Source organism: Sorangiineae bacterium MSr11954 (assembly GCA_037157815.1).
In the GTDB taxonomy this organism is placed as follows: Bacteria; Myxococcota_A; Polyangia; order Polyangiales; family Polyangiaceae; genus Pendulispora; species Pendulispora albinea.
On record CP089984.1, the window covers coordinates 10,298,406 to 10,319,580 of the forward strand.

At 68.1% G+C, this 21,175-nt stretch carries 17 protein-coding genes; 7 read left to right on the forward strand and 10 right to left on the reverse strand.

The window, feature by feature from the left end; translation table 11 throughout:
* Position 1: 1 nt before the first annotated feature.
* The 3 genes from LZC94_40270 to LZC94_40280 are packed head-to-tail and all read right to left on the reverse strand — an operon-like array spanning position 2 to position 2,865.
* A complete protein-coding gene (locus tag LZC94_40270; protein ID WXB14053.1) occupies positions 2-1,009 on the reverse strand; it encodes a peptidyl-prolyl cis-trans isomerase in 1,008 nt (335 codons plus the stop codon).
* A 23-nt stretch (positions 1,010-1,032) separates the two neighbouring features.
* Entirely contained in the window at positions 1,033-1,518 is a 486-nt protein-coding gene (locus LZC94_40275; GenBank protein WXB14054.1) for a hypothetical protein, read from the reverse strand.
* Between the two features lie 54 nt (positions 1,519-1,572).
* A complete protein-coding gene (locus LZC94_40280; GenBank protein ID WXB14055.1) occupies positions 1,573-2,865 on the reverse strand; it encodes a hypothetical protein in 1,293 nt (430 codons plus the stop codon).
* Positions 2,866-3,023: 158 nt separating this feature from the next.
* Here LZC94_40280 and LZC94_40285 point away from each other — a divergent pair, with 158 nt between their 5' ends.
* From LZC94_40285 to LZC94_40300, 4 genes are all read left to right on the forward strand, one after another.
* Positions 3,024-4,613, forward strand: a complete 1,590-nt coding sequence (locus LZC94_40285; protein WXB14056.1) for a serine/threonine protein kinase — start codon at positions 3,024-3,026, stop codon at positions 4,611-4,613.
* A 146-nt stretch (positions 4,614-4,759) separates the two neighbouring features.
* On the forward strand, positions 4,760-6,307 hold the full coding sequence (locus LZC94_40290; GenBank protein WXB14057.1) for an alkaline phosphatase: 1,548 nt from the start codon (positions 4,760-4,762) through the stop codon (positions 6,305-6,307).
* A gap of 13 nt (positions 6,308-6,320) precedes the next feature.
* Positions 6,321-7,826 carry an alkaline phosphatase gene (locus tag LZC94_40295; GenBank protein ID WXB14058.1) on the forward strand — a complete coding sequence of 502 codons (1,506 nt, stop codon included), beginning with the start codon at positions 6,321-6,323 and terminating at the stop codon, positions 7,824-7,826.
* Entirely contained in the window at positions 7,823-8,557 is a 735-nt protein-coding gene (locus tag LZC94_40300) for a hypothetical protein (protein ID WXB14059.1), read from the forward strand. Before LZC94_40295 ends, LZC94_40300 begins: the two co-directional genes overlap by 4 nt.
* A gap of 55 nt (positions 8,558-8,612) precedes the next feature.
* Here the strand turns inward: LZC94_40300 and LZC94_40305 are convergent, their stop codons facing one another.
* Together LZC94_40305 and LZC94_40310 are read right to left on the reverse strand one after the other, a co-directional pair.
* Complete coding sequence (locus LZC94_40305) at positions 8,613-9,452, reverse strand: RNA polymerase sigma factor (GenBank protein ID WXB14060.1); 840 nt, start codon at positions 9,450-9,452, stop codon at positions 8,613-8,615.
* 3 nt (positions 9,453-9,455) lie between these two features.
* Complete coding sequence (locus LZC94_40310) at positions 9,456-10,490, reverse strand: alcohol dehydrogenase catalytic domain-containing protein (protein WXB14061.1); 1,035 nt, start codon at positions 10,488-10,490, stop codon at positions 9,456-9,458.
* Positions 10,491-10,606: 116 nt separating this feature from the next.
* Between LZC94_40310 and LZC94_40315 the strand changes: the two genes are divergently transcribed.
* Positions 10,607-11,851: a LeuA family protein gene (locus tag LZC94_40315; protein WXB14062.1), complete on the forward strand. Its 1,245-nt coding sequence runs from the start codon at positions 10,607-10,609 to the stop codon at positions 11,849-11,851.
* 54 nt (positions 11,852-11,905) lie between these two features.
* On the opposite strand, the gene LZC94_40320 is transcribed toward LZC94_40315, so the two are convergent.
* The gene (locus LZC94_40320; protein WXB14063.1) at positions 11,906-12,829 is read right to left on the reverse strand and encodes a LysR family transcriptional regulator; all 924 of its coding nucleotides are present in this window, start codon (positions 12,827-12,829) and stop codon (positions 11,906-11,908) included.
* A 94-nt stretch (positions 12,830-12,923) separates the two neighbouring features.
* On the opposite strand from LZC94_40320, the gene LZC94_40325 reads away from it, so the two are divergent.
* Positions 12,924-13,565, forward strand: a complete 642-nt coding sequence (locus LZC94_40325) for a DUF1440 domain-containing protein (GenBank protein ID WXB14064.1) — start codon at positions 12,924-12,926, stop codon at positions 13,563-13,565.
* The gene (locus LZC94_40330) at positions 13,562-14,437 is read left to right on the forward strand and encodes a glutathione S-transferase N-terminal domain-containing protein (protein ID WXB14065.1); all 876 of its coding nucleotides are present in this window, start codon (positions 13,562-13,564) and stop codon (positions 14,435-14,437) included. Before LZC94_40325 ends, LZC94_40330 begins: the two co-directional genes overlap by 4 nt.
* Here LZC94_40330 and LZC94_40335 read toward each other — a convergent pair.
* The 4 genes from LZC94_40335 to LZC94_40350 all read right to left on the reverse strand — a co-directional run bounded on the left by LZC94_40335 (position 14,409) and on the right by LZC94_40350 (position 21,156).
* On the reverse strand, positions 14,409-15,899 hold the full coding sequence (locus LZC94_40335) for a CoA-acylating methylmalonate-semialdehyde dehydrogenase (protein ID WXB14066.1): 1,491 nt from the start codon (positions 15,897-15,899) through the stop codon (positions 14,409-14,411). The two genes, LZC94_40330 and LZC94_40335, sit on opposite strands and share 29 nt — an antisense overlap.
* Positions 15,900-16,781: 882 nt before the next feature.
* Entirely contained in the window at positions 16,782-18,512 is a 1,731-nt protein-coding gene (locus LZC94_40340; GenBank protein WXB14067.1) for an ATP-binding protein, read from the reverse strand.
* Positions 18,509-19,849: an ABC transporter substrate-binding protein gene (locus LZC94_40345; protein WXB14068.1), complete on the reverse strand. Its 1,341-nt coding sequence runs from the start codon at positions 19,847-19,849 to the stop codon at positions 18,509-18,511. Before LZC94_40345 ends, LZC94_40340 begins: the two co-directional genes overlap by 4 nt.
* Positions 19,846-21,156, reverse strand: coding sequence for a hypothetical protein (locus tag LZC94_40350; GenBank protein WXB14069.1), 1,311 nt, complete (start codon positions 21,154-21,156; stop codon positions 19,846-19,848). The genes LZC94_40345 and LZC94_40350 overlap by 4 nt, the downstream gene beginning before the upstream one ends.
* Between the last annotated feature and the right edge of the window lie 19 nt (positions 21,157-21,175).

Consider the following 21,175-nt stretch of genomic DNA (forward strand, 5'->3'; position numbering starts at 1 on the left):
CCTACGGAGATTGCGGGCGCTTGCGGGGGACGACGGCGCTGTCCTTGGGGCCGATCTCGAGGCCTTGCAGGAGCGACTCGTTCAAATCGCGAACGTTGCGCGCGCGCAGCTCATCGAGCAGCTTCGTTTGCGCATCGGACAGCCGCTGCTTGGCGATCAGGTCGCGGAGCTGCGGCGTGAGCTCGTCGAGGGTGCGGCGGACGGCCCCCGACGTTCCACGGCGCCAGATCACGGCCCACGATCCGGCTTCTTCGACGGGCGTCGGTACGAACTCGCCGTCCTTCACGGCCATGGCCGCCTTGACGATCCCCGGCTCCACGCGAAGCCCCGCTTCATTGGAGACGCCCTCGAGGTCGACGAACCCCAAGTTTCCACCCCGAAGGTGGGTGGCCTTGTCGAGGCTATGCTTCTCCGCCAGCTCCTGGAACTTCGCCAGCTGACCGTCCTTCTTGGCCGACTCCAGCACCGACAGCGCCTCCTCGCGCGTTTTGCAGAGGATGCGCCAGAGATTGTAACGCTCGGGCGCCTCGAAGCGCGCGCGGTTCTCTTCGAAGTAGCGCTTCACGTCCTCGGCCGAGACCGCGGCCGGCCCGCCCACCTGCGCGCGCAGCGCCCGCACCGTCGCCTCGGCGCGCGCGCGCACCAGACGTTGCGCCACGTCGAGATCGCGCTCCACGTGGCCCGCCTCCGCGCCTTGATCCAAGAGCAGCTCCGGCACGATCACCTGCTCGAGCACCGCCTTTTTCACGGCCTCTTGTGTCGCCCCCCACGTGCGCAGCTGAAACGCGGGAATCGCCGCGAGCCGATCCTCGAGCTCGCCTGCCGTCACCGTCCGCGCCCCCACGCGCGCCACCACCGCCGCCCGCGCCCCATCTTTGCCCGCCCCCGCATCGGCCGTCTTCGCACCCGGCGCCTCGGCATACGTCGCCGGCGCGTGCACGAGCAGCAGCGCGACCAGCGCAGCCCGAACACCGCGAACACCGCGCAACCGACGGAGCTTATCGACCATGGCCGGGTGACTCTAGCGCATCTTCAACGAGTCTTTCGCGTACGACGGCGGCCGGGCTCGTCCGCCAGCACGCCGGCTTCGCGCAGCACGTCTTCGCCGATGCCGACGAAGCGGTATGTCTCCGGGCGGAAGCCGTAGGCTTTGTGGAGTCGCTCGACCACCTCCACCACCCCCTCGGGGAACTCGGGCAGCTTCTTCATCTTGGAGACTTTGCGGATGGAGCTGAGTGGCTCCCCCAGCTCGAGGAGCTGCTCGACCCTCTGGAGCACATCGAGCGGCTTCAGATCGCGCGCGCCGCGGGCGGTGCCGCGTTCGAGCTCGGCGAGCAGGCGCTGGCGGCGCTTTTCGGTTCGCCCGTCGAGCTTCTGCGACGCGAGGCCGCGACCGCCGAGGACATCGTTGAACATGCGCGCCGCGCGGCGCTTCTCGATGGCCTCCGGGCTACCACGGCGATTCGGAGCAGGAGCGCGACCCCTCGAGGGTTTAGCTGGTGTCTTCTCTTTCGCCATCGATAAAAAGTAGCCCCCGTCAATGGAACTTGTCAAACGGCATACTTGGCGCGCTCAATTCCTACTCCATGTGAGCGCCGCCGCCGCGATGAGAGCGAGGATCCAAAAGAACCAGGTGCGCCGCCAGAAGTCCCAGACGTCGTAGCCAAACGCAGCGACGTCGCGCCGCATGAGCGTGCGCCTTCCATGGATCCGCACGGCCTCCGCGTCGATCTGGTCGCGCTCCTCGTCGTCCTTCGGGTCGTCGCCGCGCAGAAATCCGATGTGATGCTCGAACTCGTGCTCGATGGTCTCCCCGAGCTCGCCCGTCCAATCGAACCCTTCGTCGCTCTCCCAAGTAGCGCGGAACGTCCGGTAAAATACGGTAATTTCGCCGAGGCGCGAGGGGTTCATGTCGTCGCCGGGGTGAGGAGGCACGTAGCTGCCGAGCAGCGGATCACCGCCGTCGTCGCAGGCCGGCGTTCCGCCCTCCACCAAGAACGTGAGCTCGCGGCGAGCCTCTTCGGGCACGAGCTCGGCGTAGAGCGCTTCGGCGCGCAGCGCGAAATCATCGAACGATACGAAGGATTCTTTCTCGTTTGAACGCGCGTCGCTGCCGGATTCGGGGCCTTCGTCTTCGAAACCGAATTCACGTTCGTACGGCGCGTCGACATCGTTGCGCGCGCCGCACTCGGGACAGCGAGCCATCGCGAACAGACGCGGCGGATAATGCGTCATTAGAAAGAGGCGCGTTATCGCGTGAAATGCGCGATCGGAACAATCGCGAAGAAGATCGGCGATGCGCTCCGGCGAGCGCTCGCGCCCGATCGCTTCGATCCCCATCGCGCGCACCAACGCCTTGGTGACCCGCACCTGCGATCGCGCCAGCGCCGCATGGAGCGGGCGCGCCTCGCCCAAGGTGAGCGCGCGAAAGGTGATCGTGCTGGCCGCCTCGGCGGATGCGCGCGTGGAAAAGAGCGATGGCACTGGATGCGGGGTCCCCACCGGCAAGGTCACGTCGAGCTCGGCATCGGACAGCGCCCCCTCCTCGAACGGACCCAGCGCAAAAGATTCACATGGCGCCACGATCAGGGTGTGCTCGCAGTTGATGCACTGAATTTCGATGGTTTTCTCGTGGAGCCAGCCAAGTCGGACGGCGATGGCACGCAGCGCGTGAAAATCGCCCAGGGCCAGGGAATCGACGTCGACGGCGAGCTCTTTGTCGAGGATGACGACGTCCCCCGACGCAAAGAGCTTGCGCGCCCCGGTAAACGGTAGGTCGGCGGTGCGAGGGAGGATCTCCCTCTCCGCCCGCAAGGTGACGGTGCGATGACTCGGGAGCTCAACCCGGATCGTGCGCGTGGTCACTCGGTGATCCTGTCAGAAAGCGGGGCACTTGTCAGAGTTTGTAGCAGTGCGCGCCCATGCCGCAGGTCCCCTCCGCGCCCGGCCCAAGCGACTTGGCGTGGCGAGGTGGACGTCCCCACTCCCCCGAGCCATGCGCCCTCGTGTATCTTGTGCCTCGTATGGCGGAAGAGGTGAGCCCCATCACCACCCCGGTGGAAATGCCCAAGGAGGGCGAGATTATCGCCGGCAAGTTCCGCGTGGAGCGGGTGCTTGCCGTGGGCGGGATGGGAATGGTCTTCGCTGCCCAGCATATGATCATGGGCCAGCGCGTGGCCGTCAAAATGCTGCTCCCCGACGCGCTCATCGTCCCCTCGGCCATCGAGCGCTTCCACCGCGAGGCGCAGGCCGCGGCCAACATCCGCAACGAGCACGTCGTCCGCATCATGGATGTGGGCCACACGGAGACGGGCGCTCCGTACATCGTGATGGAGTACCTGGTCGGCTCCGATCTCGGAGAGCTGATCGAACGGCGAAAGAATATTCCAATCCAGGAAGCCGTCGATTACGTGCTCCAGACCTGCGAAGCGATGGCCGACGCGCACCGCATCGGCATCGTGCACCGCGATTTGAAGCCGGGGAACGTGTTCCTCACGCGCCGCTCGGACGGCACGCCGCTCATCAAGGTGCTCGACTTCGGCATCTCCAAGCTCGGCGAAGAGATGATGGGTCAGAAGCAATGGCAGCTGACCCGAACCCACGTGATGATGGGCTCGCCGCTGTACATGTCGCCCGAGCAAATCCGAAACGCGAAGACCGTGGATCGGCGCTCGGACATCTGGTCGCTGGGCATCATTCTGTTCGAGCTCCTCACCGGGCAGCTCCCCTTCGAGGGCGAGACCGCCATCGCCATCTGCGCGCAAGTCGCCGCCGATCCGCCCATCCCGCTGCGCCTCTTGCACCCCGAGATGCCGGAGGAGCTCGAGGACATCATCCTGCGCTGCCTCGAAAAAGAGCCGGAGCAGCGCTTCGATGACGTGGCCGCCCTGGCCGAGGCGCTCGCGCCCTTTGCGTCCGAGGCAGGCCGCGCCTCCGCGGTGCGCGTGCGCCGAACCTTGTCGGACGCCTCGCAGATGCCGACCTTGAACGCCGCGCGCATCAAGGTGGATCCGCCGCGCAAAGCAACGCCGCGACCGCTGGCCAAGACCGACGCTTCTTGGCAAAAGAAGGCGATGCGGGAGGCGGGGCTGCCTCCCAAGCGACGCGGGCGAACGTTTTTGGGGCTCGTGTTCGTGGGGGCCCTCGGCTTTGGCGCGTGGGCCATGCGCGATCAACTCATGTCGGTGACCAAGGACAACCTCCTTCCGGATCCCGACTCGCTCGGCAAGGCCGCGGCGTCCTCGGAGAAGATGGTCAAAGACTTGATGGCCACCGCGGCGATCCCCGACGGCGATGCCGCGCCGGGCACGCGGGTCGATTCGGTCCCCAGCACCTCGTCGGCCGCGGTGGACGCGAGCACCGCGAGCGCGATCGCACCGAACGCAACACCGTCGAGCACCGCGGTCGATGCCGGCGCGGGGAGCGCCGATGCGGGCGCGCTCGACGCGGGGGACGACGACGAGGAAGAAGACGACGCGACGCCGACCCCCGCGGCGCGCGGCCCTGCAGGCGGTGGCACGGGCGCGACGCCGGCGCGCACGGGGACCGCGCCGCGCAAGCCCGTGGGGCACCCCGCGGGAAAGCCGAAGAAAAAGGGCGTACGTCACAAGTAAGCGCCCGCGGCGCGCTCCGACCGTCCGCACGGATGCGGCGATGCGTCGAAGTTTAACTCTTGCGCATACAGGGAACTGTCGCGGGTGAGTCACACGATTGGCACGCGGTCCCCGTAAGCACGGGCGAGCTCTCAAGGAGACGTACCATGATCGCTTACCCACGCCACGCGCGCCGATTCGGCTATGCGCTGGGCACCGCTACCCTTGCGACCATCGCGTTGATCGCCGCGTGTTCCGACGATGGAACCGCCGCCAACCCCAACAAGCCGGGCGACGACGCGGGCACCGCGAAGCCGGACACCTCGGCGCCGGACGGCAGCACCGCCAACCCCCTTTGCGCGTCCGACGTGACCACCGCCGGCAAGGCGAAGAACGTGATCTTCTTCCTCGGCGATGGAATGGGCATTTCGGTGCTCACCGCCGCGCGCATTTACAAAGTCGGTGAGGAGGGCGAGCTCCAGATCGACAAGCTCCCCGAAACGGGGTTCGTGCGCACCTATTCGAACAATTACATGGTGACCGACAGCGCGCCCTCGATGAGCGCGTACATGACCGGCGTCAAGATGAACAACAATGTCATCTCCATGTCGCCGGAGACGATCTCCGAGCAGGCCAAATGCGTCGGCACCTCGGGCTACAAGGCCGACGCGGGGGTGGCGCAGCAAAATGGGACGGCGGTCACCACGTTCCTCGAGCTGGCCAAAAAGGCGGGCAAAGGCACGGGCATCGTCACCCCCACGAACCTGACCGACGCCACCCCGGCCGCGACCTATGCGCATATCTGCCAGCGCGGCTTGGAGTACGATATCGCCGCGCAATTGGTCCCCGGCGGCGCCGGATACAACCCCGCGCTGGGCGCCGGGGTCGACGTCGTGCTCGGCGGCGGCTCGGACATGTTCGATCCGGCGAGGCGCACCACCGAGGGCCTCAAGGACGGCCGCGACCTGTTCAAGGAATTCGCGCAGCAGAACTACACGGTCGTGCGGAAGGCGGCGGAGCTCGCGGCCTACGATGCGAATTCGGGCAAGAGGCTCTTCGGGAGCTTTGCCACCGGCAATATGGAGTACGAGGTCGACCGGGCGACCAAAGCCCCGGATCAACCGAGCCTGACGGAGATGGCGCTCAAGGCCCTCGACGTCGTATCGAAGAACCCAAAGGGCTATTTCCTCATGGTCGAGGGCGGCCGCATCGACCACGCGCTCCATGCCACCAACGCGCGGCGCGCGCTGGAGGAGACCGTCGCGTTCGACAGCACGATCGAGGCCATCCTGAAGAAGGTGGATCTCTCGAATACGCTCGTGGTCGTGACGGCGGACCACGATCATACCTTGGTCCAAAATGGATATGCGCGGCGGGTGGGCAAGACGACCGATTCGAACCCGGGCATCCTCGGACTGGTGCGCAAAGTGGAGCCGAACGGCGCCGATATTTACGAATCGGATCAGGACAACGCCACCTATACGATCCTCGGATTCGGCAATGGCCCCAACCGTAAGGCGAAGCGCGAGAAGCTCGACGAGGCGGTGGCGGCCGGTCGCGATTACAAACAAGAGGCGACCTTCGCGCTCGGGCAGGAGACGCACGGCGGCACCGACGTGTCGATTTGGGCGGCGGGCGCCTCGGCCGAGCAGGTCCACGGCTTCATGACGAACACCGAGGTGTTCAATCTTTTGCGCTGCGGCGCGGGGCTTTGAGAGGAGATTCCAGATGAAGCTAGGAACCACGTTGGCGGCGGCGTCGATCGCCGTCGCGCTCGCCCCGTCGACCGCCCACGCGAGCGGCGAGGCCAAGAACGTCATCTTCTTCCTCGGCGATGGAATGGGGCCGGCGACCGTCACGGCGTCGCGCATTTACCGCTACGGCGAGGCGGGGCGCCTGACCATGGAGACGTTGCCCCGCACGGCGCGCATCAAGACGTTCTCCAAGAACGCGCAGACCACCGACAGCGCGCCCTCGATGAGCGCATACATGACCGGCGTCAAGATGGATAACGACGTCATCTCGATGTCCGAGGACACGAAGCTCCAAAAGCCGAAGTGCGATACCACCAACGGCAAGGCGGCCAAGACGATCCTCGAGCTGGCGAAGGCCGCCGGGAAATCGGTGGGCGCGGTCACCACCGCCGAGGCCACCCACGCCACGCCGGCCGCGACCTACGCGCATATCTGCAATCGCGATATCGCCCGGCATATCGCGGTTCAAGCGGTGCCCGGAGAGCCGGAGTACAATGCGGCGCTCACGGACGGTTTGAATGTGCTCATGGGCGGCTCGCAGGCGCATTGGTTGCCAGTCACTCCGCCGAGCCCGGGTGGCTCCAATCCGCCGTGGGCGCCCGATCCGGATTCGCGCAACCTCTTCGAAAAGCTGAGCCAGGGGCCGCAAAAGTACACGGTGGCCCTGACGAAGGAGGCGTTCGACGCGGTGGACCCGTCGAAGACGACCAAGCTCGTGGGCATCTTCAGCCCCAGCGGGCACCTCGACTACGAGCTCGATCGCGTAAAGAAGGCCACCCCGGCGCAGCCGAGCCTGGCCGAAATGACGACGAAGGCCATCGACGTGCTCGTCAACGCATCGAAGACCAGCGGCGACAAGGGCTTCTTCCTCATGGTCGAAGGGGGCCGCATCGACCACGCGCTCCACGCGACGAACGCCAAGCGCGCGCTGGCCGACACCATCGCCTTCGACGAGGCGATCGCCGCCGCGCTCAAGAAGGTGGACCTGAAAAATACGCTCATCGTAGTCACGGCCGATCACGATCACACCATGACGATCAACGGCTACAGCCGACGCGCGGGCGCGACGACCGCGCAAGATCCCGGCATCCTCGGGTTCGTGCGCGATCCAAATGGCGATTTGGCCAAAGACGGGAACAATCTGCCTTATACGATTCTGTCGTTCGGCAACGGCCCGCGCCGCCCGGACTTGCGCGGCGAAGACGATATGAAGGCGCTCGCCGAAGATCCGAACAAGCCCGGCACGCCGCTCGCCGGGAGCGGGGGCGCGCTCACCCTCGATCCGAACGCCCCCGCCGGCGGAGACCCCGGGGCCGACAATTATTACCAGCTCGGGGGCGTCCGCACCAAGGTGGGGAGCGAGACCCACGGCGGTGGAGACGTCATGCTGATGGCAGGCGGCGCCGGCTCCCAGTCGTTCAAAGGGACATTGGACAATACACGCGTCTTCACGTTGCTCAAAGAGGCGCTCGGACTATGAACCTCTCGCCCTGGGCCCCGCGCGCATTCGCATTGGCATTGGCGCTTCCATCGATCGCGTGCTCGAAGGGCGACGCCAACGAGGCGGCCCAGGGCGCGCCGTTGCCGAGCTCGAACGGTTGCATCGCGGCGACCCTCGAGCACCACGAGCACACCGACGATCAAGACGGCGTCGCGCACGACGTGCGCTACAAGGAGCGCTTCGTGCGCTGCGGCGGTCGCGTTTGGAGGGAGCGCGTTCTCCCTCGCGGGGTGCCCAAGGACGCCGCGCACGCCCGCGCGAACGACCATCGCGAGATGCCCCCGTCGTTCACCTTGGCGCGTTTCATCGAGAAGAGCAGCGACGGCGCCACCTTGTCGCTGGTGTCGCGCGCGCAGCGGCGGATCATCGCGATAAGCCCCGAGTCGTACGAGGCCACGCAGTTCGATGCCGATTTCGACGCCGCGGCGCACCTGATCGGGACGCGATCCATCGCCACCATGACCCCCATCCCGGACCGCTCCGCCCCCGCCGGCGCCGAGTGGCGCTCGCGTTCGAGCGCCGCGGGTGTGGTGCGCGTGCTCTGGTCGAAGCTTTACGAGTTTCCGCTCGAGATCGAGAGCGAATCGGGCGGCGGTACCAAGCTCGACTCGCTCAAAGTCGTGCTCGAGCCACCGCCGGTCGCCTCCGACCTTCCTTGGGCGGACGTGGGTGGCTACCAGAAAGAGCGCGACACGGATTTCATGGACTGAAGGCGCCGGAGGCTCGCCGGGATGCCGGGCGCCTCCGTCGACGGGCGGCTCGAGCTCAGGCCAACAGATCCGGAAATCGCGCGAGCAAGGTCGCCCAGAGCTTCGCCCGGGCCGCCGGCAGCGGGCTCACCGTGAACACGCTGCCGAGACGGCGCATCGCCCCGAGCTGCTCGTGCGCGCGGCGCCATCGCGCTTCGTCCTCCGTGCCGTCCTGGTACACGGGCAAACGCATGCCGGCGCGCTGCTTGGCGATGACGCCGCGCTCGCAGCGGCATGCGTTCGCGGGGCCGGCCAGACCGCAGCGCTCTTCCAACAGCGGGCGCAGCTTGGCGCGGGCGCGGGCCACGCGCTGGCGGAATGCATCGGGCTGAATGCCGCATATTTCGGCGCCGGCCGTGTCGGTGGCGCCGAGCATCTCGGCGAGCAAGGCGGCCAGGCGCTCCTCGCGGGTCAGACAAAGGAGCATCGCTTGCGTGCAGGTGCGTTGGACGTCGCGCGCGAGCAGCTTCGTCTCCTCCGCGGCGAGCGCCGTGACGTCGTAGGTGGCGGCGACGCCCAGGTCGATGACCCGCGCCACGTCATCGATGGGAAGAGGCCGCGACTCCGCGCGCGAGAGGCGGGCGCGCAGCAAGCGCCGGCTCGCGATGGTGTACGCCCAACGCAGGAGCGATCCGTCGCCGCGAAATTGGGCGAGGTGGGTGACGATCTGCACCAGGATTTCTTGCGTGCAGTCCTCGGCGTCTTGCGGGTTGCCGAGCATGCGCTGCGCCAGGCGGTACATCGGTCCTTGCAGCGCCGCGCAGAGCGCCTCGACGGCCGCGCGGTCGCCCGCCAGACCGCGCGCGGCGAGCTCCTCCAAGGACAGCGACCCGAGCGGCTCGTCGGGGGCGCTCATGGCTCAACGACGGACCACGAGCTTGGTGGCCGGCTCCAACCAAGCCTCGGGCGCGCGCTCCCAGGGGACGACGGTGGTCGCGATGGACGCGAGATCGAAGGCGCCGCGCGCGGCGAGGGCGAGCGCCGTGGGCAGGACCCCGCGGGCGTGAACGCGACCGGTGACGAAGTGAACGCCGCGCGAGTACATGTCGAGAAGAGGGAGCGGCACATCGCCGAGGTAGATGCCCACGCTGGTGCAAATACCGTCGTTGTCGGTGCTGGCGAGGCAAAACCGAAGCCCCTCTTCGCGCGAGGTGCCGTCGACGGTGATGGGGAATCGGCCGATGCGAAGCGCGGGCTCGCATTTCGCGCGAACCACGCGAGCGCCCAGCTTCTCGGCGATGGCGCCGCGCTCGGGTGACGGGTCCACATAGACGACCGAGCTGGCGCCCAAGGCGCGCGCGGCCGCCACGGCGTACAGCGCAACGCTGGGTGCGCCACCTCCCGCCACGAGCACGCTCGCGCCGGGTGACTGCTCGAGGGCCGCATGGACCGTGCGAAAACCATCGACGGCGTTGTCGCCGAGGGCAGCCGCCACCACGGGATCGACCTCGTCCGGGAGCGCGACGAGCATGGCGTCGGCGTAGGGAACGAGGAGCAGGTCCGAGAGGGCGCCGCCGAACTCGGTGCCGGAGAAGAGCGCCATTCCATACGAGGCCAGCTTGGGCACGGCCGTGCAGTTGCCGGTCTGCCCGCGCGTGCACCGTGAGCATGCGCCGCAGCTGATTTGAAAAGGGACGAGCACGCGGTCGCCGGGCCGGACGCGGGTCACGCCTTCGCCGACGGCGATGACCTCGCCGGCGCACTCATGGCCGAGCGCAAACGGATCGGCGGCGGGGATCTTTCCCTGCGCCAGGAGGAGATCGATATCGCACCGCGCCACCGCCAACGGGCGGACCAGCGCCTGCGCGGGCCCGGAGATGCGCGGGGCGGCCCGCTCGCGAAATGCGACCTGTCCCGGCGCCACGAGGGTGAGCTCCTGCATCGTTTGCGTCATCGGCGGCTCCTTTCGTACGTCATTTTCCTGGAGAGCCTTTGCGAGGGCCGACTGTGACGAAAAATCGAACCTCGGACATATCGTACCCGCACGGAGCCCGCGCTACAGTCCACGATGTGCACGCATCACCTTCGGAAGACATCGTCCACGACTGGAACGACACGGATCCCGAGCCGGCCCCCGCGCAGTCGATCGAGCTGAACGACGAAACCCTTCGCGACGGCATCCAGTCCCCGTCCGCGACCGATCCCTCGCTGGAGGACAAGATCGAGCTGCTCGAGCTGATGGAATCGCTCGGGATCCGGTCGGTCAATCTCGGCCTGCCCGCCTCCGGTCCGCGGGCCTTCGAGAACGTGGTGGCGCTCGCGCGCTGGATCCGCGATCGCGGTTCGAGGCTTTTGCCGAACGCGGCCGCGCGCACCGTGATCGCGGACGTTCGGCCCATCGTGGAGGCCGTGCAGAAGACGGGGCAGAACATCGAGGTGCACACGTTCATCGGCTCGTCGCCCGTGCGCCTCTGGGCGGAAAATTGGGAGCTCGAGTCGATGGTGGCCATGGCGACGCAATCGATCGACTTTGCCATCGCGGAGGGGCTCGAGGTGGCGTTCGTCACCGAGGATACGGTGCGCTCACCGCCGCGCAACCTGGAGCGCCTCTTTCGCGCGGCCATCGATCATGGCGCGACCCGCTTGGTCCTCTGCGACACCGTTGGACACGCCACACCGGCGGGGACGAGGGCGCTGGTGCGCTGGACCAAGCAGCTGGTCGCGCAGACGGGGCACGACGTGAAGTTGGATTGGCACGGCCACAACGATCGCGGGCTGGCCATCATGAACGCGTTCGCGGCCATGGAGGCGGGCGCGGACCGCATTCATGGCTGTGCGCTGGGCTTGGGCGAGCGCGTGGGCAATACGCCGATGGATTTGCTTTTGCTCAATTTGAAGCTAATGGGCTGGATTTCGCACGATCTATCGAAGCTGGTGGCGTACGTCCGCAAAGCTTCGGAGGCGTGCAAATTCCCGATCCCCGTCAATTATCCGCTCTCCGGCGAAGACGCATTTCGAACCACCACCGGCGTGCACGCCGCCGCGATCATCAAGGCCAAGAAGCGCGGCGGCGATTGGCTGGCGGAGCGCGTCTACTCCGGTGTTCCGGCGGGCGATTTCGGCAAGGAGCAGACGATTGAAATCGGCCCCATGAGCGGGATGAACAATGTCCGCTATTGGCTCGATCGGCGCGGCGTTCCCTACGATGATTCGCTCTGCGCGGCCATTCTTGCGCGCGCAAAGACGTTCGCGCGGACGCTCACCGACGAAGACGTCTTCGCCATCGTGCACGAGTCGCGGCAAGGCTCTTCGTGACCGCCGGTTCGCTCCTTGCCGGAGATTTCGTGATCGGAGTGGTTCATGACCTAGCTAGATCCTGGCGCCTTTGGTCGTCCAATCGTATCCCTCGAAATACTTTGCGGCGAAATCCAAGAAGGCGCGCACTTTGGGCGGCGCGTGCGTACGGTGCACCGTCACGGCGTAGATGCCAATGGCGGCGCGGCGTGTTCCCTCCAGCACCAGGCGCAGCTCGCCCGCGGCCACCTCGCGCGCGACCATGAAGAGCGGGAGCACCACGAGGCCTGCGCCGGCGAGCGCCGCTTCGCGCAGCACGGTGCCGTTGGTGGCCACGAAGCGGCCGCGGGTCGGGATGGCGAGGGGGCCTTGGGGACCGCGAAAGCGCCACTCATCGGCGCGGGCCACGAGGCCGTAGTGAAGGCACTCGTGGCTCGCCAGATCCTGCGGGGTGCTGGGCTCTCCGTGGGCGCGCAGGTAGGCCGGTGAGGCGCAGACGACCAGGCGATCGCTCGCCAGCTTGCGCGCGACGAGGGTGGAGTTGGCGAGGCGCCCGATGCGGATCACGATGTCGAAGCCGCCCTCCACCATGTCGACGATGCGGTCCTCCGTGGAGAGGTGCACCTCGAGCCCCGGGTGCTTGGCCAAAAACTCCGCCAAGGTGCGGGCCAGGTACATTTGCGCGAAGGTGACCGGGGCGTTCACGCGCAGGGTGCCGCGCACGTCGCCCTTGGCACCCCCGGCGACCTCCTCCGCGGCCGCCGCGGCGGCCACCAGCGCCGCGCATTGTTCGTATACGCGCAACCCCTCTTCGGTCACGGCGATGGCGCGCGTGGAGCGCTGGAGCAGGCGCACGCCCAAGAGCTCCTCGAGCTGGGCGATGCGGCGGCTGACGGCCGATTTGGCGATGCCCGCCTCGCGCGCGGCAGCCGAAAACGAGCGCAAATGCACGACGCGCGCGAACAAGGCGAGGGACGGATAGTCATGCAGGCCGATCACGATTGTTCTCCTGGGGAGAACAGCATGGTGCCAAGCCGGCGTCTCCCGCAAGCCGTAAAGCGGGTGCATGTTCCTGCTCACGAGGTTCTCGACCATGAACACGACATCGACTTCGAACGATCGCTCCTCTTCCCGTAGCTCCTTTGGCTCCACGCAATCCGTTGGCTCCGCGAACGCCGCCGGTCCGGCGATGACCGCCGGCTCGACGAGCGCCGCCGGCTCGATCGACACCGCCCGCCCCGCTCGCTCCGTTTTGCGTGCCGTGCTCGTAGGCGGCGCCGCGGCGGCCGTCCTCGATGCGGCGGACGCCATCGTTGCGTTCAAGGCCGTTCTCGGGTTCGACCCGGTCTCGATTTACCAATTCGTCGCCAGCGGCATGCTGGGGCCGAGCGCCTTCGAGGGCGGGATCGCCACCGCGCTGCTCGGGGTCTTCTTTCACACGTCGATCGCGTTCTCTGCCGCGCTCGTCTACGTCTTGGCCAGCACGCGCCTGACGTGGCTGGCGCGCGCGTACACGGTCTGGGGGCCCATTTTCGGCCTTGGGGTCTGGGCGGTCATGAACCTGATCGTGATCCCGCTCTCGAAGACGCCGCCCTCGGCCTTCTCGCTCCCGCTCTTCCTGAACGGCATCATCGGGCACGCGCTCTTCGTCGGATTGCCCATCGCCTACGCCGCGCACCGCTACCTCGCGGCGCCCGATTCGGCCGCCGCCCGCACCGCACGGAGCGCCTCGTGAACCGTACGCCGCAATCCGTCACGTCGCTCCAACCCGTCGCGCCGCCGCCCGAATCCGTCACGTCGCTCCAACCCGTCGCGCCGCCGCCCCAATCCGTCACGTCGCTCCAACCCGTCGCGCCGCCGCCCGAATCCGTCACGTCGCTCCAACCCGTCACGCCGCCGCCCCAATCCGTCGCGCAGCCGCTCCGCCCGATCGCGCATCGGCTCGTGCTGGTGAGCGAGCACCTATGCCCGTACGTGCAGCGCGTCGCCATCGTGCTCGCCGAGAAGGGCATCCCCTTCGAACGCGTCTTCGTCGACCTTTCCAACAAGCCGGCGTGGTTCACCGACATTTCTCCGCTCGGCAAAACACCGCTTCTTCGGGTGGACGATCACGTCATCTTCGAGTCGGCGGTCATCTGCGAATACGTCGAGGACATCTCCCCCGAGCACCCGCTTCACCCGCGCGATCCCCTGGCGCGAGCCAACCGCCGCGCATGGATGGCGTTCGGCTCCGAGGTGCTGAACGACATCGCAGGCCTGGAGACGACCACCGATCCGAGCGTGTTCGAGCGCAAACGAAGCGCCATTGCCACCAAGTTTCGGCGCATGGAGCGAGCGCTCGGCCCGGGGCCGTACTTCGCAGGGGACGACTTTTCGCTGGTCGACGCGGTCTTCGGCCCCGTATTTCGCTACTTCGATGTCTTCGATTCGATCGCGGACACGGGGGTGTTCCGCGAGGTGCCGCGGGTCAACGAGTGGCGCGCGGCGCTGAAGGAGCGGCCGAGCGTCCGCGCCGCGGTGGGCGCGGACTACCCGGAGCGCCTGCGGGCATTTCTGGCCCGAAAGAACGCGTACCTTCTCAGCTATTCTGCGGAAAGCCCAAGTTGACGCCGCGGAAGCGCGGATCGGGCCAGCGCGCGATGACGACCTTGTTGCGCGTGTAGAAGCGGACGCCGTCGCGGCCGTAGATGTGGAGATCGCCGAAGAGGGAGCTCTTCCAACCGCCGAACGAGTAATACGCCATGGGCACCGGGATGGGCACGTTGATACCGACCATCCCCACTTGGATATCGCTCTGGAACTTGCGCGCGACGCCGCCATCGTTGGTGAAGAGCGCCACGCCGTTGGCGAAGACGTGCTCGTGAATGAGCTTCACCGCGTCCGCATACGTGGGCACGCGCACCACGGAGAGCACCGGTCCGAAGATTTCCTCCTGGTAGATGGTCATCTCGGGGCGCACGTCATCGAAGAGGCTCGGGCCGAGGAAGAAGCCATTTTCGTGGCCTTTGACCTTCAAGGTCCGCCCGTCGTCCAAGAGCTTGGCCCCCTCGGCCACGCCTTTGGCCACATACGAGGCCACCTTCTCCATGTGCTGCTTGGTCACCAGCGGCCCCATCTCGCTCGAGGGGTCGAGGCCGGGCCCCACCTTCAAGGCGGCCATGCGCTCGCGCATCTTGGGCAAGAGCTTCTCCGCCGCATCGCCCACCGTCACCAGGACGCTGATGGCCATGCATCGCTCGCCCGCGGAGCCATACCCCGCGCTCACGGCCGCGTCGGCCGCGAGGTCCATGTCCGCGTCGGGGAGCACCACCATATGATTCTTGGCGCCGCCGAGCGCCTGCACCCTCTTGCCGTGCCGGGTGCCCGTCTCATAGATGTACTTTGCAATCGGCGTGGAGCCCACGAAGCTGATGGCGCCCACGTCGGGGTGCTCGAGCAAACGGTCCACCGCGACCTTGTCCCCATGCACGATGTTGAGGACGCCCTCGGGCAGCCCCGCCTCTTGGAGCAGGCGCGCGCAGAAGTTGGTGACCGAGGGATCCTTCTCGCTCGGCTTGAGGACGAAGGTGTTTCCGCACGCGATGGCGATGGGGTACATCCACATGGGGACCATGGCGGGGAAGTTGAACGGCGTAATGCCGGCGCACACGCCGACCGGCTGCCGCAGCGAATAGCTATCGACCTCCGTGGAGACGTTCTCGCTGAACTCCCCCTTGGAGAGCTCGGAGATACCACAGGCGAACTCGATGACCTCGAGGCCGCGCTGCACTTCACCGGCAGCATCGGAGAGCACCTTCCCGTGCTCCAACGTGAGCATGCGCGCGATCTCGTCCTTGTTGCGCTCGACCAGCTCACGATACGCAAAGAGAACGCGGGTGCGTTTGGCCAGCGAGGTCTTGCCCCACGACTCGAGCGCCTTCTTCGCCGACGCAACGGCGCGATCCACGTCCTCGCGGGTCGCATACACGACCTTCGCGGTTTTCTCCCCGGTGGCCGGATTGAAAACGTCCCCGTTGCGGTCGCCCCCGTCCACGGCCTTGTTGTCGATCCAGTGCTTGATGACGTCCATGGGCGAACGGTAGCACTTCGGGGCGATTCCACACGCCTTTCATCCCACCGCCGTTGCGGGGTGCGGAGGGCGAAGTTCGACCCAATGCGCGATCGCGCGCCGGCGGCGTTTCCATCGCGCCACGGCTGCCGGAGCCAACCGCGAGAGGTGCGCATTTCGTACGGGCTTGCCCCGGGTCGGGGGCGAGAGCCGACCCGAGGCCTGGGTGACGGCTACCGATGACAATGCGTATTCCTCGTTTGCTCCTTGGCGGCCGGCGCACCGCCTTCGCCGTCCGTATCGGACACGCGGTGATCGCGTTCATCCAAGTCGACGCTCAATCGTTCGATCCGATCCACGAGTCGGAGCGTTCGTTCATACGTGGTTTTCGAATCGTCGCGCGAGGAGAGGACGAGGAGCGCGCACGCCATCATGAACATTGGAAAAGGTACTCGGCGAGGCACGTTGCAGATTCCTTCTTGGCCACGGGCGAATGGCGTCGTTCATCGACGACCTTTTTCGTGACCTATTCCCATCGTGCCGAGACGGACGCGATCGATCACTCGACCCGAAGTTTGGCGTTCGTGGCGCGTCATGCGCAGGTCAGCCGCGCAACCAGCGCGTGCGCGCGACCTCGGCCAGGGAGGTCTTCTCGCCTTTACGGGCCATGCAAAGCTACGACCGGAAAGGCGGCTTCGAACGGAACGAGAGCCTCGTAGAAAGGATACGCTCGACAGGCCCGCTCCAGCAGCACGATCAGCTCCTGCTCGATGCGCTCCGGCGTATCCGCTCGTCGTCGATTTCGATGCGCTCCGGCGTATCCGCTCGTCGTCGATTTCGATGAGCGTTCGCATGGCATATATCGAGTGACCACCTATTTCGTAGATCGACGCATCGTCGAGCTCAGCCCGAAATCGATAGCTCGCTGATGGCCGCGGGACCATCGACGGGGAGCGCCAGTCGGAAGACCGCGCCCTGGCCGGGCGTGCCGATGTAGGAGAGCTCGCCATCGTGCTCGATGGCGATGCGTTGGGCGATGGCGAGGCCGAGGCCCGTGCCGTGGGGTTTCGTGGTGGCGTAGGGTTCGAAGAGGCGGGCGGCGATTTCGGGGGCGATGCCGGTGCCGTTGTCGGCCACGGTGAGCAGGACGCGGGCGCGGCTCACCGCGGCGCTCCCGGGCTCGGCGCTCGGGCGGCGCAGATCGCGCTGGGGCTCGAGGGTGACGGTGACCCGCGGGTCGGGGTTGTCCTTCACGGCGTCGAGTGCATTCTGCAACAAATTGGTTGCAACCTGCACGATTTGATCGCGGTCGGCCAGCACGCGCGGCGGGGTGCCGCGGACGTGGACGTCGATGGTGGCGGAGGGCGCGTTGGCCTTTTGCAAGGTGGCGACTTGCTTCACCAGCTCCACCAGATCGACCTCGGACGGCCGCGGCGGGGGGAGGCGCGCGAAGCGGGTGAACTCGGTCACGATGTTGGCGATGCGGTGGACCTCGTCGAGGACCGTGCGCGTCGCTTCGTCGAAGTATTCGTCGAAGGCCGGGTCGTCGCGCGCGCGCAGGCGGCGCAGGGTCTCGACGGCGGCGCGGATGGGGGCGAGCGGATTTTTCACCTCGTGGGCCACGCGGCGGGCGACCTCGCGCCAGGCGGCGACGCGGCTGGTGGCGGCGAGGCGCCTCCGCGTGGCTTCCAGATCTTCGAGCATGCGATCGAACGCCGCGGTGAGGTCGGCCATTTCACCGGTGCCGCGCACGGAGATGGGGCGCGCTTCGCCCGAGGCGACCTTCTGGGCCTGCGACGCGAGCTCCTCGATGGGGCGGCTCAAGCTGCGCGCGAGAAAGAACGCCAGGAGGAGCGCGCCGCTGGAGGCGAGGACCACGGCGATGGCCACCGTGTGATCGATCTGGCGTAGGTGCTCGAAGAGCTCTCCCTTGGGCTTGGCCACGGAGATCCACATGGGCGCGCCGCCGCCGCGGTCGTCCAAGGGGCACGAGGCCTCGGCCACGTCGGCAGCGTCGCCCGCGACGAGGGTGCGCGCGCGGCCCTCGCCCGACGTGGCCGTGACGTTGACGGTCTTGCCCAGGCGCTCGATCACGGGATCGATGCGGTGCATGCCGATGAGCGCCACCGTGGTCCCGCGGTGTTTTCCCTTTTTGCGGCAGCGCGACACGATGGGCGCGACGCTGGCCGAACCGTGCAGGTAGTGGGCGGGATCCCCCTTGGCCAAGGAGGTGACCTCGGCGCCCGGCATGCCGAGAAACGAGCGCGGATCGGCGCCAAGCACTTCGCCCTTGTCGGTGACGAGCAGCAGCGCGTCGAGATCGAAGGCGGCGCGCTGGCTCGGGACCAAGGTGGAGAGCGCGAGGCGATGATCGTCGAGGTTGCCGGCTTCCATGGCGGTGACGGCGCGATCCACCAGCGCGCCCTCGGCGCACTCGCCGTTGAGCAGCTTGCGCTCGTTCTCGGCCTGGCGGACCACCTCGTCGCGGATGCGGGTGCAGGCGGAGGCCACCTCGGCGTCGAAGCGCTGCGTCTCCTCGCTGCGGCGCTCCTCGCGCAGGGCCCAGCCGAGACCGACGGTCGACAAAGCCCCCACGAAGCCGAGCGCGATGCCCAGGCGCGGTGCGATCCTCATCGGCGGCTCCGTGTCGCCAGCCCCAGATCCCAGCCGGGGCCGCGCGTGGAAGATGCAAGCGCCAGATCGGCGACCCGCGATCCGAAGATGCGCACCTCGCCCAGAATGCCGACCCGCATGGTGCGCGTGAGCGTTCGCGGCGAGACATTGCCCAGCCGCGGCGGGTGGCGCACGATGTCGACGGCCGACGCCGGACGATCCGCCGCGGCCAGGCCGACGAGCGCGCCCAGGGCGCCGGGGGCCACAGGACGGGTGACGTCCACGGCCAAGGCGAACGAGCGCTGCGCGCGCCGGGTCGCGAGCTCCGCGGCGGAGATGGGGCGGACGGTGAGATCGTGCCCGGGACGCGAGAGGGTGGCGGAGACGGCGCGCGCCAGCTCCACCAGCCAGGGCGCGTCCTCGCGGACCAAAAGCTCGCTGGCCGGGCCGCCCCATCCCTCTTCACGCTCGGGAGACCATGCGGCGCCGAGGCCCAAGTACGAGAGGCGCGAGTGCGGAATGCCGTCGGCGATGCGCTGGGTGAGGCCGGGCGTGTCCCACGCGGCGCCCTCGCGCCCGGAGCGCAGGATCGCCCAGGCGACGGGGCCCAGATCGAACGACTTGGCGCCGGGCCTGGGCTCGTGGAGGCCCGAGCCGAGCCAGCCGATGTCGTCGGCGCCGCTCTCGAAGGCGCGCAAGGAGCCGGCCAGATCGGGCGCGGCGCGCACGATGATCTCGTCGAGCAGCGCGGGGCCGCGCGCGGCGCGGGGGTTGCGCAGAAGGGCGAGCGTGTCGCCGCGGCGCTCGGCGCGAAAGGGGCCGGTGCCATCGGGCCGCTCCGGGGTGAACGAGAGCGGCACGATGGCGACGAGGGGCGAGCTCAACGTCTGCGTGAGCTTGAGCGGATCTTTGGTGGCGAAGCGGACCGTCAGCTGGTCGATGCGCGTGGGGAACGGCGAGTCGGCCAGCCATCCGCCGCCGCTGTTCGAGCGGGCGCGCCGGAGCGAGTTGACCACCTCGCGCGCGTCGATGGGCTTCCCGTACGCGCTCACGATGCCGGCGCGCACGCGCACGCGCAGGCCGTCTTTGTCGGGCTCGGGATCGCCTTCGGCCAGCGATGGAACGATGTTGCCCGCTTCATCGCGGGCGTAGAGCGTGTCGAACAGCGCCTCGCCGAAGATGGCGGCGGCCACGTCGTCGACCCGGTGCGGATCCACGGTGGACACCGGCCAGGGGACGCGCAGCGCCAGCCGTCCGCCGGTGGGGAGCCTCCCGCGCGCAAAGAGCCGCCCCCCGCCCAGCATGGCCAAGGATGCGCCCGCGCCCGCCATCATCGTGCGTCGTCCGATGGCCTTCATCGGACAACCCACACCTCCGGACCGACCACCGCCACCAGCGCCGGAACGCCCCGCACCTCCGGCGGGCAGATGGCCAGCGCGCGCACGCCGCCCGGCGCGGGGATCTTTTTGCGCACGACGGGCTCACTGCCGTCGCCGGCCCAGCTGAGCACCTGCAGCGCATCGTCCGGGCCATCGCTCGAGGTGGCGATTTCGGCGCCGCCGTCCAGATCCAAGTCGCCCACCGCCAGCTGCGCGCCCACCGTCTCCACCGTTCGAATTTCGCCCGCATCGAGGCGAAGGCGCAACTTTCCACCGGGCTCGCGCGCCGCCACCATCACGTGCGGCACCCCATCGCGCGCCGTGATTTCGCCCGCGGCCACCGCATCGAAGCGCGCCGCCGGCGGCGTGGCGCGCACGGGGCGCTCTTTGCTCGAGGCGCCGCACCCGGTCACGTCGCCCTCGAAGGCGCTCGCCTCCGGGTTGATGGCGGCGCACGAGTCCAGCTCGCCCAGGGGGATGGGGATGCCCGCCAAGGTCGCGCGCACCCCCAGGCCCGCGTCGAGCGCCACCGCTTCGCGCTCGGAGGTGCCGACCAGGAGCTTCGCCGCGCTGGATCGCACGAACGCCGCACCCGCCAGGGGCTCGCGCAGCGGCACCGGGACGCGCCGCGCGAGCGCGGTCCACGGTACGGCCTTGCTCACGACGAAGCGCGCGCCGCGAAGGGTCCCCATGGCCACCCGCGCCCTCGAGACGAGCACCAGCTCCATACCACCGTCGCCATTGACGTCTCCGCACGCGGCGGCCAGCACGTCGCCCTCCTCGTGCCGCGCCTTGTGCACGCTCGCTTGCTCCAGCGCGATCGACGGCAAGAACGCCCGCACCTCGGCGTCGATCGGCACGCTGGCAAAGACGTGGGCGCGCGGCGGCGGCGCCGGAATGCGGATGCGGTCCCACCCATTGGACATCACCGGGTACAGATCCGCCGTCACCCGCAGCTCGCCGCGCGCGATCTCCACCGACAAATAAAGAAGCGCGCCGCCGCGCCCCGCCACCGCCCGCGCACCGGCCAACGCCGCCGCGCGATCGTGCGCGCGCGTCGTTCCACCGAGCTTTCCGGCGACGACCCCTGCGATGCGCACGCTGAGCTCGTCGGTGCGCGCAGGCACCGTCCCCGCCACGTCGGTCACGGGCGACGAGGCGATCACCACCGTCGCCGGGGGGATCGCCGTAAGCCCCTTGGAGAGCTCCGCCGCCACGCCTTGCAGCGCGCTCGCGGCCCGCGCCTCACCGGCGAAGAGGACGAGCGCCAGCACGAGGAGACGCATCGCGATCCCGTACACGCGC

Coding starts and splice junctions, on each gene's coding strand:
- LZC94_40270 (WXB14053.1), bottom strand. CDS start 1,009: ATGGTCGATAAGCTCCGTCGGTTGCGCGGTGTTCGCGGTGTTCGGGCT.
- LZC94_40275 (WXB14054.1), bottom strand. CDS start 1,518: ATGGCGAAAGAGAAGACACCAGCTAAACCCTCGAGGGGTCGCGCTCCT.
- LZC94_40285 (WXB14056.1), top strand. CDS start 3,024: ATGGCGGAAGAGGTGAGCCCCATCACCACCCCGGTGGAAATGCCCAAG.
- LZC94_40290 (WXB14057.1), top strand. CDS start 4,760: ATGATCGCTTACCCACGCCACGCGCGCCGATTCGGCTATGCGCTGGGC.
- LZC94_40295 (WXB14058.1), top strand. CDS start 6,321: ATGAAGCTAGGAACCACGTTGGCGGCGGCGTCGATCGCCGTCGCGCTC.
- LZC94_40300 (WXB14059.1), top strand. CDS start 7,823: ATGAACCTCTCGCCCTGGGCCCCGCGCGCATTCGCATTGGCATTGGCG.
- LZC94_40305 (WXB14060.1), bottom strand. CDS start 9,452: ATGAGCGCCCCCGACGAGCCGCTCGGGTCGCTGTCCTTGGAGGAGCTC.
- LZC94_40310 (WXB14061.1), bottom strand. CDS start 10,490: ATGACGCAAACGATGCAGGAGCTCACCCTCGTGGCGCCGGGACAGGTC.
- LZC94_40325 (WXB14064.1), top strand. CDS start 12,924: ATGAACACGACATCGACTTCGAACGATCGCTCCTCTTCCCGTAGCTCC.
- LZC94_40335 (WXB14066.1), bottom strand. CDS start 15,899: ATGGACGTCATCAAGCACTGGATCGACAACAAGGCCGTGGACGGGGGC.
- LZC94_40340 (WXB14067.1), bottom strand. CDS start 18,512: ATGAGGATCGCACCGCGCCTGGGCATCGCGCTCGGCTTCGTGGGGGCT.
- LZC94_40345 (WXB14068.1), bottom strand. CDS start 19,849: ATGAAGGCCATCGGACGACGCACGATGATGGCGGGCGCGGGCGCATCC.
- LZC94_40350 (WXB14069.1), bottom strand. CDS start 21,156: ATGCGTCTCCTCGTGCTGGCGCTCGTCCTCTTCGCCGGTGAGGCGCGG.